Origin of the sequence: Kurthia sp. FSL E2-0154, assembly GCF_038003625.1 — a bacterium.
In the GTDB taxonomy this organism is placed as follows: domain Bacteria; phylum Bacillota; class Bacilli; order Bacillales_A; family Planococcaceae; genus Kurthia; species Kurthia gibsonii.
Window position 1 is genome coordinate 2,315,807 of the sequence record NZ_JBBOPO010000001.1, and the last position, 15,424, is coordinate 2,331,230.

Below are 15,424 nucleotides of genomic sequence, written 5' to 3' on the forward strand. Positions count from 1 at the left end.
CCTACAGGCACGAGAAATAGACCTGTAGACAAGTAATTTTTTGCCTAACAAGTTTCCATCTCTTCTCTGTAACGCTTACGAGGTTAGCTGTCGGATTCGGGCTGAGAGTAGCCCTACCTTTTTCAAAAGGATTCACCCCAAGGAATACATTTTCCTGTTTATGTGGTTCCCCCGCGTTTTTTAACTTCAGCGATTTAGAAATTTGAAACTTTTTAAATTGTGTTGTAATAATACTCCCACTTACGTCATTTGTAAATATTTAAGTTGAATTTTTTTCGTAAATTCTTAGCGCTCGATTTGCATAGTGCATCATGAGTAAGAATAAAGTAAGGGCAATTCCTACGAATAAAAATTTTGCGTCAATAAAATCAAATAATGCACCGAATAATAAAGAGCCTATCGGGCCCATGCCGACAGAGACCGTTTCAATCAGTCCAAATACACGTCCACGATAATGATCTTCTACCGAACGCTGAATGAGTACGCCAATCGGAGTATTCGAGCAAATATTCATTGCGGATATACTGAATAAAACCATCATATAAAAAACAAAAGTTAATTCTTTTGAAAAATCGAAAAAGAGTGGAATTGCGATACTTCCAATGAACATACAAGCAAGAATAACTGCACGTCGAATGAAAATAAGTGGTCTTCTTAAATCACTGCGAACAGATAAATAAATGGACGCAATCAACATTCCAACAGCACCTGCTCCTTGTATAATCCCTACATTCGTAGAAGGCATTTTTAATTGCTCTACAAGGATAAAAACAATGCCTACACTAATTGCTGAATTGAAGAAGTTTAACCAAATATTCATCCATAAAAGAGACTTCACAAGTGGTTTTTCTTTTAAATACTTTACCCCTTCTTTCATACTTTGTAGCATGCTTTCTTTTTCACGTTTTTGATGTTGTTCAAATAATGTAAAATCCATTGTGGCTTCTAAAATTAACGCGATAAAATAAGCGACTGCCATCGAAATTAAGAATACTTGCATCGAGACAAAACCATATAACATCCCCCCGATAACAGGTCCACCAATCCCGCCGATTGAATAGGAAATTTGATTAAATGATAACGCTTTTTGTAGACGCTTTTTCCCCACCATATTAGGGATCGCACTTGAAAATGCTACGCCATTAAATGCACCAATCGTTGAGAAAATAGCGGTAATTGTATAAATTGCAACAACAGATAAACCAAATAGCCATGTATGTATAATTAATAAAACAACAGATAACGTAATACCTGTCATACTCGCGACAACAATTCGTTTTTTCGGAAAACGATCCGCGACATATCCTGCAAATGGTGCCGCTAATGCACGCGGTACAACATTAAATACGATATTCGTTGCGAATGATAATGCCGAGCCTGTAATCGATAAAATATAGAGACTAATACCAAAGCTGAATACCGTAAAACCAAGAGATGTAAGCATTTTACTAATAAAAAAAGTAATTAAATTACGCGTTGCACGCCTTTCAATTTGAAAATCCACAGATGCCCTCCTTTATTTCGGTTATCGTAATATTTTACCAGATACAGTCATTCTGTAAAGAGGATTTAGTTGGCAGACACACACTTTCCGTATTATATTGACACTATAGATGAAAAAAAGGAGTTTTAAATATGACGACTATTTTAATTGTCGATGACGACTCACGCATTGTAGAATTAGTGGAAACACATCTACTCGAAAAAGGCTATCAAACAATCAAGGCAGCAAATGGTATGGACGCATTGGATCAACTAAAAAAACATAGCTGTGACTTGGCAATTGTTGATGTCATGATGCCCTTCATGGATGGTTTACAACTCACAAAAGAGATTCGAAAAAAATACAATATCCCGATTTTATTATTAACAGCGAAAGACCAAATTACAGATAAAGAAGCAGGTTATGAAGCAGGTACAGACGATTATCTCGTCAAACCATTCGAACCACTCGAACTACTATTCCGTGTTAAAGCACTTCTTCGTCGCTATGATGTACAAGAAGATACATTACTTCGCATCGGAAATATTACGGTGAATACGAACACATTTGAAGTAACGGTCGATCAGCGTTCATTGTTCTTACCACCGAAAGAATTTGATTTACTTGTTTATTTTATTCAGCATAAAAAACAAATTTTAAGTCGCGATCAATTGATTGAACAAGTATGGGGCGCTGATTTTTCAGGAGATGAGCGTACAGTTGATGTACATGTTAAACGTCTGCGCGAACACTTTAAAGAGATTTCGCCTTTCGTTCAAATTAAGACGATTCGCGGCATTGGTTACATGTTGGAGGAAACAGAATGAAGTCGCTCTATACAAAATTTGTTGTTTATACAGTAGCGATTATGATTGGTAGTGGTGTCATTGCCTTTCTCATTTCAAATGGTTATTATCAACAAAAGCTAAAGCCAGTAAATGATGCAAAGAATACACGAATTGCACTCGATATTGCAGAATTTGCAGATCGTCATCCAGATATGAACTTAACCGAATATCTCGAAAATACAGCGGCAGTTGGCTATCAATTTTACCTCGTAAAGCCTGATTTAAAAGGTGAATTTTTCGGCTCAGATTTCCGTGAAAAAAATCTAAGTAAAAAAGAAATCGAATCAGTTTTAGACGGTAATATCTTTCATGGTATTCAAAACTTCCCTCAATCCACCTTTGTTACAGGGTTCTTTGCGAATGAATTGCAAAACTCGATTGGTGTTCCTTTAAAGCATGACGGCAAAAACTATGCACTCTTTATTCGCCCTGATATTAAACTACTCTTTGGCGAAATGCATATTCTCTTTGGTATTCTCTTTGTTCTCACGATTGCACTTAGTATTGTTTTTGTATTCATTAGCACAAAATATTTAGTGAAGCCGATTCGCACATTAACGTCTGCAACACAACAACTCGCTAATGGTAAATTTGATGTAGCATTGAATGTGACACACCGCGATGAAATTGGACAGCTTGCAAAAAGCTTTACACATATGGCAGAACAACTTGAAAAAAATGAAACCACACGTAAAGAATTCATCTCCAATGTGTCGCATGATATTCAATCACCATTATCTAATATCAAAGGCTATACGAACTTATTAGAAAAAGAAGATTTACCAGAAGAACAAAAGAAACAATATATCGAAGTCATTAACCGTGAGATTACACGACTATCTGAATTAACGAAACAACTTCTTCTTCTCACATCGCTCGATCAAAATAAATCAATGATTCAACCAACTGAAGTTGATATTGCGCAGCAAATTCGTTCACTCATCAGACAGTACCAATGGCAAATTGGCGAAAAAGGATTAATGGTCGGTTACACACTCCCTTCTTCTTGCGTCATTGAAGGCGATGCAACTTTCCTAAATACCATTTTCGATAACCTTTTAACGAATGCGATTAAATATAATGAAGAAGGTGGTCAGATTGATGTTTCGCTTCGTGAAACAGACTCGCGTGTTATTCTACAATTTAAAGACACTGGAATTGGTATGACAAAAGAACAGCAAGAACGTATTTTTGACCGTTTTTATCGTGCAGATACTTCACGCACACATACTGTTACAGGAACAGGACTAGGTATGGCAATTGTGAAATCAATGGTACAACTACATCATGGCTCTATTTCAATTGATAGTGAGTTAGATGAGGGTACAGTCTTTACTATTTCATTACCAAAACAACTAAAATAATCAAAGAAGAAATCGCTTCATCGAGCGGTTTCTTTTTATATTCCATTTTTTACCTCCATTTATTCATATTCTATTCATATTCCGAACGTATAGTAAGAGTATCAAGAAAAACGGGAGGAAAAAATTATGTTTTCACTATCACTAAAAGAAATTAAATTCTTTAAATTACGTTATATCCTCATCGGGTTTATTTTATTCTTCGTTGCAGCACTTGTATTTATCATCAGTGGCTTAGCGAATGGCTTAGCGAATGATAATGCTTCATCTATGAAAAATATGAATGCTGTTTCGTATTACGTTTCAAAAGACTCCGATAATCGAATGGATCGTTCACGCTTTACAGCTACTGACGTTGAAAAGATTAAAACGAACGATGCACAACCTTTAGGTATTCAAATGATGACATTAAAGGATAAAGAATCAAAAGAAAAATTAGACGTTACATTAATGGGAATTAACCCTAGTCAATTCTTAATGCCAAATGTTGTAGATGGCAAAACCATTTCAAACACATCAAATAACGATGTCGTTGTTGATAAGACATTAGAAAAACAAGGCGCAAAAATTGGTGACAAACTATATGCGGAAAACTCAAAAACAACATTAACAATCGTCGGTTTTACAGAAGACCAAACATATAGTCATACACCAACAGTGATTATGAATACAGACACATGGTATAAAATCTTCGGTGGCAAAGAGAATGCTGGATTTAATGCAATTGCCCTAAAAAATGATAATGCCACAACAAAAGCAGATGTGAAAAATGCCGTAGCTGACGGTAAATTCGTTCCAAAACAAGACCTAATCGATACAATCCCTGGTTATAGTGCTGAACAAAGCTCATTAATGATGATGCTTGCGTTCTTAATTGTCATTGCGGTATTCGTACTTGGTGCGTTCTTCTACATCATGACAATTCAAAAAGTAAATCAATTCGGGATTTTAAAAGCGATTGGCGCAAAAAACAAATTCTTAATCGGTTCAACAATGCTACAAGTACTTGTATTATCTGTTGTCAGCATTGGCTTAGCAATTGGCTTCGCATTCGTTTTACAACAAATCATGCCAAACGGAATTCCATTCGTCTTTGACTTTGCGTTAATTCTAAAATTCGGTGGCGCATTACTTGTTGTTTCACTATTAGGTGCTTTATTCTCAACAACAAGTATTGTGAAAGCCGATCCACTACAAGCAATGGGGAGAGCTGAATAATGAATACACCATTACAACTTGTCAATATTCAAAAACATTTTAAAGATGGCGATAACGAAATCGAGATTTTAAAAGACTTAAACTTGAGCGTAGAAAAAGGCGAGTTTGTCGCAGTTGTCGGTCCATCAGGTTCAGGGAAAAGTACGGTATTATCCATCGCAGGTGCTTTACAAAGTGCCGATGGTGGTGAAGTCGTAATCAACGGTCGCGATATTAACCAATATAGCGATAAAGATAAATCGGACGTGCGTTTAAAATCAATCGGCTACATTTTCCAAGCAGCTAATCTTGTACCATTTTTAAATGTGTACGATCAATTAAAGCTTGTGACTGAACTTGCAGCTGATTGGAATGACGAAACGAAAAAACGTGCAGATGATTTATTAGAATCAGTTGGTTTAGCAAATAAAGCGAAAAAGACAGTTCAACATTTATCAGGCGGCGAAAAACAGCGTGTTGCAATCGCACGTGCTTTCATGAACGACCCTGATATCATCCTTGCCGACGAACCAACTGCGGCACTTGATGCCAATCGTAGTAAAGAGATTGTTGAATTAATCGCTAAAGAAGTTCACGATAAAAATAAAGCAGCCATCATGGTAACACATGATGAATCTGTCCTTCACTACTGCGATAAAATTTATGAAGTTCACGACAAAAAATTAAGATTACGTAAATAACAAAAAGAGCCGAATCCATTATTTCAAAATGGGTTCAGCTCTTTTTTCATTCTTGTAAAACATGTTCATCGATTTGTTTCAAGTGATAATAGATGCCTTGTTGTTCAATTAAATCTGCATGTGTACCTACTTCTGCAATACGTCCCTCATCCATTACAAGAATCTGGTCCATCTGTTCCAACCCTTGTAGGCGGTGGCTAATCATGACAACCGTTTTCCCTTTCGTTTTTTGAATGAGTTTATGATGCAAACGTTTGGTTGTTGCAGGGTCAAGTGCAGAAAATGGCTCATCTAGTAACCAAACAGATGTATTTTTCAGCCACATGCGACCTAGTGCAAGTCGCTGCTTCTCCCCACCTGATAGGTTTTCGCCATGCTCTAACACTTGCATGTTTAAATCAAAATCAAGTTCCATCTCTTTTAATACATAATCTAATTCTTCGTCTGTCGCAATTGGTTTTGCGATACGTAAATTATCACGAATTGTACCATAGAAGAAGTGATTTTGTTGTAACAATACCGTTGTCTTCTTCCATAAATCTTCGGATTGAATTTCTTCAAGCGGTTGTCCTGCAATTCGAATTTGCCCACTTGTTGGGTTATAGAGGTCGAGCATCAATTGGAAAATAGTCGATTTACCAGAGCCACTCGCGCCGACAATCGCTGTTCGCGAACCTTGTAAAGCCATAAATTGAATGTGATGTAATGTGTCTTCAGCTTGCCCTTCGTATCGAAAAGATACATCTTGAAAAGCAATTGAAAATGGTTGCTTTTTAATAAATGTACCAATATCTGTTTCTTTACCGAAGTCTTCTTGTTCAATCATTTGTAAACGGGTCATCGCTTGATCCGACTCTTTCTCAAATGTAGGAACGAGTGCCATTGGAATCGCTAAATCAAATACCGTCAATGTAATTAACACGAGCATCGCTAAATATAAACCATTCAATGAACCTGTTGTCACAAAGTATGCACCAATCACGAGTACCGAAGCGACAGTCAGCATGGATACGAATGCATTGAGTGCTTGGTCACGAATAAGTGCCTTACTCTCCTTATGTTGTTCCTCTGCATAAGCATCCGCAATCGCTGCTACTTCATCCATTTGTTCATGTAATGTATGACTAATCGTTAAATCTCGATAGCCATATAAAACTTCCGTCATCTCCGTTGAAAGTGCCGCACGCTTTTCTAGCTTATGTTGCCCTACTTTTTCATGTCTTTTCGTTCGCAGCGTTGGAATAACAACTGCAGTTAAAATGAGACTGACTAGAATAACGAACGCAATCCATACCGAGTAAAACATCGTAAAGAAAATCGTACAAATAAAGACAATTGCCAAAACAATCGGTGGATAAAATACACGTAAAAAGAAATTTTGAAGTGACTCTACATCGCTGACAATACGCGATAGTAAATCGCCACTACGATATTTTGTGAAGATACGTGGTGCTAGTCGTTCGAGTTGGTCATAAAAGGTCATACGAATATTACTCAATATTTTCAACGTACCTTCATGTGAGACAACTCGTTCAAAATAGCGACTTACTGATTTTGTAATGCCAAATAGTTTTAAACAAGCTGCTAAAATTAAAATAACGTAAAGTGGTGGTTTTAAAGAGGCTTCCGAAATGATATATCCACTCATCGCAAATAGCCCTGCAGCTGTAATACCACCAATACTTCCTAAAAGAATGGAGATGAGAACAGCTTTTCTTTCTTGCATGACTAAATTAACAAGTACCTTCATGTCGCTCGCCCCCTACCATTTCACGATAAATCGCACTCTTTTGAAGTAATTCCTGATGTGTACCTGTCTGTTCAATTGTTCCATTATGAACAAGTAGAATTTGATCTGCTTGTTGAATCGTATGCAAACGATGTGCCACTGTAATGACGGTTCGTGTTTGTGCTAATTCATCCATTACACGCTGTAACAATTGTTCTGTTTGCACATCTAAGCCCATCGTCGGCTCGTCAAAGAAGACAATTGTACATTGTTTATAAAAAGCACGCGCAATCGCTAGGCGCTGCTTCTCGCCGCCCGACATACCGCGACCTGCTTCGCCTACTGCTGTATGCATACCATTCGGTAATGTCGCAATCCAATCGCCTAATTGAGCCTGTTCAATTGCTCGCTGAACGGCTACCTCATCACAAGCACCTTTCTTCATTTGAATGTTTTCTGCGATCGTTCCCGTAAATAAATACGGATGTTGTGAAATATAGGCAATCTGCTCAAACCAAGCATCTTTCGAGACTTCATGACGCAGCTTCCCATCGATTTTCACATGACCTTCTGTTACTTCATATACACCAGCCAGAATGTTTAGAAGCGTCGTCTTACCCTGTCCTGTGGGTCCTACAATCGCTGTTCGACTATTCGGAGAGATTTTCACATTCAGTTGTTCTAATTTGAACGTATCACCATATTGAAAAGCACCCTGTTCAATCGCAATACTTGGTTGTTGTTCAAGTGACTGTGTCCCCCATTTTACTGGCTCGATTGGACGTTCTAATTCCTCTTCTAAAATTTCAGCTGCTGCCATAGAACCACGCCCTGAATGGAATGCACTACCTAAGTCTTTAATCGCATTATAAAACTCAGGGGCAACCGCTAAAATGAAAAATGCAGGGGCAAATGTCATCGTTTCAAATGTAATCATTTGATACGCAATTTCGATTGCAACTAATCCGATTCCAAGTGTTACAACTAATTCAATGAAAAATGTCGAGGCAAACGCAACTTTTAAAATACTCATAGTCGATGTTTGAAAAGCACGATTATTCTCAGCTAGTTCTTCTCGTTGTTGCTTCCCTTGACCAAATAATTTTAATGTTTGTAGTCCTTGTACTAAATCTAAAAACTTCCCTGAAAAAAAGGTCAGTTCTTTTAATTGTCGTTCTGATTTTTTCTGCGTTTGTAAACCAACAATAATATACGCAACTGGAATAAGTGGCGCTGTACATAAAAGAATCAACCCACTATAAATATGTGTCATAAATACCGCTATTAATAGGATGAACGGTACAAGCATCGACTGAATCACCTGTGGCACATAATCTCGGTAATAACTTTCTAACTGGTCAATCATCTCAATCAACATTGTCACTTTGCTACCGGTCTGTCCTTTGACGGATGTCTGAAGCGGGTCTTGTTGCCACTTTTTAAGAAGTGACTGGCGGACACTTTTTTTCACATTCGTTGATAGACGGACACCTAATTGGCGATTTACATTCGTACAAATAACACGAATAATAATCGCACCAATTAATACTGCTATATAAGGAAATGTCGCTGAAAAAGCAGACTTTTTAATAAACACTTCATTGACAACTTGAACAATTGCATAAGACTGCGCAATAATTGCTAACCCTATACAAATAGAAAAAATAGCATTCCCTACTAAAACACCTTTTTGTCTCATTGCCCATTTCTGTAGCCATACCATGAAATTGCACCTTCTCTCTTAATTCCACTATAGAAGAATTTATTATGCTTTTCTTGTTCCAATACCCTTTTCTAGACAGAATTACTTTTTCATTCACAAAAATTACATCGCTTCTTCACAAACGTGAAAAGTTGTTGAAGTTTCGCCATAGTTTTTAGAATGAGAGGCGAATAATTCGATTCCACTATCCAATGTCCCGTTTCGTCGAGCGAATGTCCCTTTCTTCAATCCAATGTCCCGTTTCGCCGAGCGAATGTCCCTTTCTTCAATCCAATGTCCCGTTTCGTCGAGCGAATGTCCCTTTCTTCAATCCAATGTCCCGTTTCGTCGAGCGAATGTCCCTTTCTTCAATCCAATGTCCCGTTTCGTCGAGCGAATGTCCCTTTCTTCAATCCAATGTCCCGTTTCGTCGAGCGAATGTCCCTTTCTTCAATCCAATGTCCCGTTTCGCCGAGCGAATGTCCCTTTCTTCAATCCAATGTCCCGTTTCGCCGAGCGAATGTCCCTTTCTTCAATCCAATGTCCCGTTTCGTCGAGCGAATGTCCCTTTCTTCAATCCAATGTCCCGTTTCGTCGAGCGAATGTCCCTTTCTTCAATCCAATGTCCCGTTTCGTCGAGCGAATGTCCCTTTCTTCAATCCAATGTCCCGTTTCGCCGAGCGAATGTCCCTTTCTTCAATCCAATGTCCCGTTTCGCCGAGCGAATGTCCCTTTCTTCAATCCAATGTCCCGTTTCGTCGAGCGAATGTCCCTTTCTTCAATCCAATGTCCCGTTTCGTCGAGCGAATGTCCCTTTCTTCAATCCAATGTCCCGTTTCGCCGAGCGAATGTCCCTTTCTTCAATCCAATGTCCCGTTTCGTCGAGCGAATGTCCCTTTCTTCAATCCAATGTCCCGTTTCGTTCACAACAACAAAAAGAGGCTGGGACAAAACCCTAGCTAAAAGCAAGAGAGCTTCGGCACATGAAAATGCCGAAGCTCTTTTTGGTCTGTCTGCGGATGTTCGTTTTGGGCGATGCTTTTCGCGGGCACGGCTTCATCTCATGTTGGCGATGCATCGCCAACATGGATATTCCGCTCGTGCTGTTCCCGCAGAAGTCACGCCCTCACGCCCATCTAAAACAAAAAATAGGATACAAAAAAAGAGCCTTTCCTGTTAAAATTTAAGTATCTTACCACAAAAATAATAAAAGGAAGTGCTCTTTATGTATAAAAACTATAACATGAATCAAGTGATTTTACCATTAGATTTTGAAATGAAACTAGCTGAAAAAGATATTGCTTTTTCGATCCATCATTTAGTCGAAAGTATTCCAGAAGAAGCTTTCGCTCCTTTCTACAAAGCGACAGGTTGTCCTTCTTATCACCCTAAAATGATGTTAAAAATTATTTTATGTGGTTATACACAATCTATTTTTTCAGGTCGCCGGATGGAAGATTTAACAAAAGATAGTGTACGTATGATGTGGTTAGCACAAGGTTACGAACCAAGCTATCGTACGATTAATCGTTTTCGCGTTCATCCACAGATGCAAGAACTTCTAAAACAATGCTTTATCCAATTCCGGTGTCGATTAATTGAAGAAAAATGCATTGACCAACAAGCAATCTTCATTGATGGTACAAAAATTGAAGCGAATGCCAATAAGTTCACTTTTGTATGGAAGAAGTCGGTTGAAAACTATCAAGCTAGTATGATTGAAAAGTCTAATGCCTTATACGAGCAACTCGTAGAAGAACGTATTTTGCCTGCCATTCAAAAGGAACAAAAAGAGGCTTTATCTGAAGAAGAGCTAGAACAAGTCGCTTCGACATTAGAAGAAGTAATTGATGATTATACAGAAAAGCTGGAAGCTTCCTCTGATTCAACCGAACGAAAACAATTGCGTGCAGCACGTAAAACACCGAAACAATATTTAAAACAAGTGAAAGATTGGATTGTCCGAAAAAGACAATATCGTCTTCATTTACAACAGATGGGTACACGAAATAGTTATTCAAAAACCGATGTCGACGCGACATTTATGCGCATGAAAGACGATTATATGAAGAATGGACAACTGAAACCCGGTTACAATGTTCAAATCGCAACAGAAAATCAATATGTCCTTGCTTATGAGGTGTATCCGAATCCAACAGATACGAAAACACTCGTGCCCTTTTTACAAGATATTCAAGCTCATTATTTTGAATTACCTGAACATATTGTCGCCGATGCAGGTTATGGTAGTGAACCGAACTATCAATACGTGGTAGAAACACTCCAACGTAAAGCATTAATTACATATGGTATGTATCGCAAAGAACAGCAACGAAAATATCTTAAAGATCCTTTTAAAACAAGCAATTGGGCATATAACGCAACGACAGATTGTTATACGTGCCCGAATGGACAATTAGTAACGTATCAATACGACTCAACACGTACGGACAAAACAGGATTTACACGTCATTTTAAAATATATACATGTGAAGACTGTTCAGGATGCCCTTTCCGTTCATCTTGTACAAAAGCACGTGAAGGAAACAATCGAAGTTTGGCCATCAATACGCATTGGGAAGAACAGAAGAAAATGATTCAAGCGACGCTTTCAGAAGCAAAAACAGGCGCCATTTATCGAAAACGAAAAATCGATGTGGAACCAGTTTTTGGATTTTTGAAGGCGAATTTAGGTTTCACTCGATTTTCACTTCGTGGAAAATCGAAGGTCCGAAATGAAATCGGACTTGCCTTAATGGCAACCAACCTAAGAAAGTATGCGATGAGAGGGTAAAACCCTCCCATCACTTATGAAAAAAATCACACAAAAAAGGAGATTGCCTGCGCAATCTCCTTTTTTGTGTGACTGAGAGCTATTTATGTCCCAGCCTCCAGTTACAAGGCTTATTCATGCCATGTGTACGTATAGAGTTGTTTTTTCTCTTGGATTGCTAAGAAATAGTCCTTACCATCATTTTTTGCACGATAATATGCATAATCTCCTACTTCAATTGTTGGTTCATGATCCTGTAAAGATTTTTTCATATCACTTTTCAAACCTGTATCAATTGCATCCTCTTTAAACTTATTTAATAGCTTTTGATAATAAGCTTGGTTCTCTTTCGTAACTTCTTCCATCTCTGTATTCGTCATAGAGGGTATTTTATCGTATTCATATAATGTAACCCATTGCCCACTTCCTGTTTGGGCTAATTCATGCGCTAGAATAGGTGATTCCGCAGTTGGTGGTGGAATCGTCACACCCCATTCTTGTTTATATGCATCCACAACAACTTTCGGATCCATACCGCCTTTTCCAGTCAAAATGTATAAAGAAGCTGTAACCAAAATAATAAAGAGTAAGATAAAATAATATTTCTTTTTCATGTAGAATCTCCCATAGTAAGTGATATAGTAAGATTATCAAAAAATGGCGTTCTATACGAATGAATACTGTAAAATATGCAAATTTGATGTGCGACCTGCCATGCGAAGTTCGGTATCGGTATAACCTTGCTTTATATACAAAGTACGCGCACGTTCATTTCCTTCATTCACTGCTAAAATAATACGCTTGATATGTGGAAAGTTCTCTTGTACATAGCTTGGAATTTTTTCAAGAACTTTTGTTGCATAGCCACGTCCTTCGTAGCGAACATCTGTTGAAAAAGAACGTAATAAAATATCATGTTCAGTACCTAAAAAATCAAGAGGGCCTTTTCCTTCATGCAAAACAAAAAATGTTACAAATAAATCCTCATCCATCGCCAAAATAGGGTGTCTCTCGCAGTCTTCTATTTTTATAACTTCACGTGGTGAGGCAGTGTAAAACAGTTGATCTTCTGTTAGTAAATAGTTTTGAATACGTGGCTCATCTTCAACCGTAAATTTTTTAAAATACATACATTCATCCCCTTTTCTTCATTTTACCGAAAGAACGTTTGTTCGTAAACTTTAAACTATAAAAGAGGTACTACATTTATGGAAATCATCACAACTCAATTAATTTTCATCGCGATTTTCATTTTGATGATTCACTCAATTGAAACACTCGCTTATGCAGTTCGCTTATCTGGCGCGCGAGTTGGCTTACTTGCCTCGGCACTCTCATTATTTAATATTCTTGTGATGGTGTCACGTATGGCAAATATGGCGCAACAACCATTCACAGGAAACTTACTCGATGAAGCACCTCAAGATGGCGGTGCTTTTTTAGAGACACAATTTCGCTTCATTATCGGCGCTTCAACAGTTGGCACTCTTGTAGGTATTCTTCTACTTCCAACATTTATCGCGGTATTCTCGCGAGCAATCATCCATTTAACAGAGGTGAATGGCTCTGTTGGTGCACTATTTAAAAAAGGATTTACAGAAGGTTACTTCCGCCGTAGTTTAAACTATATTCGCTTACCCAAACGAAAAGACTGGCAAGAGATTGAATGGAAGGATGCACCGTATCGCCTATTCTTTATTAATATTTTTATTACAGCCATCTATACGATTGGTGTCTTATCTGCTTTATATGCGGCTCTCTTAATGCCCAGTCATAGTGCAACTGCTACAATGGCATCTGGACTGATTAATGGTGTAGCAACAATCCTTTTAATTATTTTTATTGACCCAAAGATTTCTGTCATGGCGGACAGTGTAATCCGAGGAAAAGGGCGCTATAATCAACTGAAAACAGCAAGCATTTTTATGATTACATCAAGATTAATCGGTACTCTAGTAGCTCAATTATTATTTATTCCTGGGGCAAAATATATCGCTTGGTTCACAACACTCCTCTAGGAAAGGACATATATTGTCTATTTCAAACGTAAATTTAGTTGTATTTTTCAATAAATCTGATACAATACGAATGGTCATTTGAAAGGGGTGTCAGCCATTGACTTGGGAGATTTTTAGTGTAGTCGGAACGATTGCTTTTGCAATCTCTGGTGCAATTATCGCTATGGAAGAAGAATATGATATTTTCGGCGTTTACTTACTAGGAATCGTCACAGCTTTTGGTGGTGGTGCAATCCGTAACGCATTACTTGATATTCCTGTTTCTGCACTTTGGGAACAAACTTCATTATTCCAAATTGCGCTTGTATCTATAACACTTGTCTTTTTATTTCCCCATAAAAGCATCGCGCATTGGAATCGATGGGGGAATTATTTTGATGCGGTCGGTCTATCTGCATTTGCTATTCAAGGTGCCTTATATGCCGTCCACCTAAATCTACCTGTAGCAGCGGCTATCGTAGCAGGTATTTTAACAGGTTCTGGCGGTGGGATTATTCGTGATTTACTAGCAGGGCGTAAACCACTTGTTTTAAAACAAGAAGTATATGCCGTCTGGGCGGGAATCGCTGGTTTAATTATTGGACTTGAGTGGGTAAAAGCTGATTGGGCGCTCTACACATTATTTGTCGTCATCACGATTTTAAGAATCATTTCATATATTTATAAATGGACATTACCATTTAAATCGTTAAAACCAACAATTGTAAAATGAAAAAAGCTAGGTTGTTTTCGATGAATCATCGAACAACCTAGCTTTTATTGTATAATTTGCTGCCAACAGATTACTTTTTCTTCAAAAGACTTTACGTTTTTTCCCGGAACAGGGCTTGTTGAAGGCATAAGCATATATGAAACTTGCTCTGAAAAAGTATGTTTAAAATACTTCAAAAAAACACGTTCTGCTTTCCCACCATTAAAAACAATCCGTTCAACATTCGGATAACGAACCAATAGCTTTTCAAAATCATTTGGTACTTCTTGTTTAATAGCTGAATCTAGACTTCCTACACGCTCACAAGAAGCAATCGCGTCCCATAATCCAATCCGATTGTCTAATAACCATGCAATCTTTTCATCATATGTAGATGGTATATCTTGCTGTAAAATATGCGACATAATTCCCCAAAAATGATTTCGCTCATTTCCGTAATACTGCTGCTTCTCAAGAGAAATTTTCCCTGGCATCGAACCGACAATTAATACTTTCGTCTGTTCGTCAATGACAGGTGCTAGTACATTATTAATTTTAGCCATTGAAAGCTTGTTTTAGCTTTTCAAATTGTTCTTGAAGAGCTTCTAAATCCGGTTTTGATGCTTTTTGATCCGCCTTCACATTAATTTCATAACGTAATTTTGAATAATGTTCATCAAATTTTGCAACAGCTTGTTTGAAATCTTTTAATGGTTGGAATGATTCAAATTCCGGATCCATAAATGTATACACTTGGAATGAATGTACACTCGCACTAAAATGCGAATAGTTTTCCATGCCTTTTTTACCTGTTGGCTCACCTTTTTGAAGCGCTACTGCATTGTCGATGATACTTTTAGCCGCATCAATTAATAATTGTGTATTAGTTGAATCCATAATATTACCCAACTACCTTTCTTT

The 15,424-nt window shown here is 37.8% G+C and carries 15 protein-coding genes and 1 riboswitch; of the genes, 8 read left to right on the forward strand and 7 right to left on the reverse strand.

The genetic code is table 11. The features are described 5' to 3' along the window. Positions 1-57 precede the first annotated feature (57 nt). A riboswitch (cyclic di-AMP (ydaO/yuaA leader) is annotated at positions 58-202 on the reverse strand. Between the two features lie 57 nt (positions 203-259). Next, positions 260-1,504 (reverse strand): MFS transporter, encoded by a 1,245-nt coding sequence (locus tag MHB75_RS11465; RefSeq protein ID WP_068450401.1) that lies wholly within the window; start codon positions 1,502-1,504, stop codon positions 260-262. 131 nt (positions 1,505-1,635) lie between these two features. Between MHB75_RS11465 and MHB75_RS11470 the strand changes: the two genes are divergently transcribed. From MHB75_RS11470 to MHB75_RS11485, 4 genes are all read left to right on the forward strand, one after another. Beyond that, positions 1,636-2,310: a response regulator transcription factor gene (locus MHB75_RS11470; protein ID WP_087681067.1), complete on the forward strand. Its 675-nt coding sequence runs from the start codon at positions 1,636-1,638 to the stop codon at positions 2,308-2,310. After that, positions 2,307-3,695 carry a sensor histidine kinase gene (locus tag MHB75_RS11475; RefSeq protein ID WP_068450397.1) on the forward strand — a complete coding sequence of 463 codons (1,389 nt, stop codon included), beginning with the start codon at positions 2,307-2,309 and terminating at the stop codon, positions 3,693-3,695. Before MHB75_RS11470 ends, MHB75_RS11475 begins: the two co-directional genes overlap by 4 nt. A 126-nt stretch (positions 3,696-3,821) precedes the next feature. Then, on the forward strand, positions 3,822-4,910 hold the full coding sequence (locus MHB75_RS11480; protein ID WP_325922439.1) for an ABC transporter permease: 1,089 nt from the start codon (positions 3,822-3,824) through the stop codon (positions 4,908-4,910). Then, positions 4,910-5,590, forward strand: coding sequence for an ABC transporter ATP-binding protein (locus MHB75_RS11485; RefSeq protein WP_340997820.1), 681 nt, complete (start codon positions 4,910-4,912; stop codon positions 5,588-5,590). Before MHB75_RS11480 ends, MHB75_RS11485 begins: the two co-directional genes overlap by 1 nt. Positions 5,591-5,636: 46 nt before the next feature. Here the strand turns inward: MHB75_RS11485 and cydC are convergent, their stop codons facing one another. Together cydC and cydD are read right to left on the reverse strand one after the other, a co-directional pair. Then, positions 5,637-7,340: a thiol reductant ABC exporter subunit CydC gene (gene cydC / locus MHB75_RS11490; protein WP_340997821.1), complete on the reverse strand. Its 1,704-nt coding sequence runs from the start codon at positions 7,338-7,340 to the stop codon at positions 5,637-5,639. Then, entirely contained in the window at positions 7,324-9,042 is a 1,719-nt protein-coding gene (gene cydD / locus MHB75_RS11495; RefSeq protein ID WP_340997824.1) for a thiol reductant ABC exporter subunit CydD, read from the reverse strand. The genes cydC and cydD overlap by 17 nt, the downstream gene beginning before the upstream one ends. Before the next feature lie 962 nt (positions 9,043-10,004). Here cydD and MHB75_RS11500 point away from each other — a divergent pair. Continuing rightward, complete coding sequence (locus MHB75_RS11500) at positions 10,005-10,208, forward strand: hypothetical protein (protein ID WP_340995029.1); 204 nt, start codon at positions 10,005-10,007, stop codon at positions 10,206-10,208. A 38-nt stretch (positions 10,209-10,246) separates the two neighbouring features. Next, complete coding sequence (locus tag MHB75_RS11505) at positions 10,247-11,815, forward strand: IS1182 family transposase (RefSeq protein WP_340997827.1); 1,569 nt, start codon at positions 10,247-10,249, stop codon at positions 11,813-11,815. A gap of 110 nt (positions 11,816-11,925) precedes the next feature. Here the strand turns inward: MHB75_RS11505 and MHB75_RS11510 are convergent, their stop codons facing one another. Together MHB75_RS11510 and MHB75_RS11515 are read right to left on the reverse strand one after the other, a co-directional pair. Continuing rightward, positions 11,926-12,408, reverse strand: coding sequence for a hypothetical protein (locus MHB75_RS11510; protein WP_340997829.1), 483 nt, complete (start codon positions 12,406-12,408; stop codon positions 11,926-11,928). 51 nt (positions 12,409-12,459) lie between these two features. Next, entirely contained in the window at positions 12,460-12,924 is a 465-nt protein-coding gene (locus MHB75_RS11515) for a GNAT family N-acetyltransferase (RefSeq protein WP_340997830.1), read from the reverse strand. Positions 12,925-13,002: 78 nt separating this feature from the next. On the opposite strand from MHB75_RS11515, the gene MHB75_RS11520 reads away from it, so the two are divergent. Continuing rightward, on the forward strand, positions 13,003-13,812 hold the full coding sequence (locus MHB75_RS11520) for a lipid II flippase Amj family protein (protein ID WP_087681061.1): 810 nt from the start codon (positions 13,003-13,005) through the stop codon (positions 13,810-13,812). A gap of 97 nt (positions 13,813-13,909) precedes the next feature. Beyond that, positions 13,910-14,524: a trimeric intracellular cation channel family protein gene (locus MHB75_RS11525; RefSeq protein WP_068450378.1), complete on the forward strand. Its 615-nt coding sequence runs from the start codon at positions 13,910-13,912 to the stop codon at positions 14,522-14,524. Between the two features lie 44 nt (positions 14,525-14,568). Here MHB75_RS11525 and MHB75_RS11530 read toward each other — a convergent pair whose 3' ends face one another. Then, entirely contained in the window at positions 14,569-15,066 is a 498-nt protein-coding gene (locus MHB75_RS11530) for a DNA-deoxyinosine glycosylase (protein ID WP_340997832.1), read from the reverse strand. After that, positions 15,059-15,400, reverse strand: coding sequence for a hypothetical protein (locus MHB75_RS11535; RefSeq protein WP_340997833.1), 342 nt, complete (start codon positions 15,398-15,400; stop codon positions 15,059-15,061). The genes MHB75_RS11530 and MHB75_RS11535 overlap by 8 nt, the downstream gene beginning before the upstream one ends. Positions 15,401-15,424: the final 24 nt, after the last annotated feature.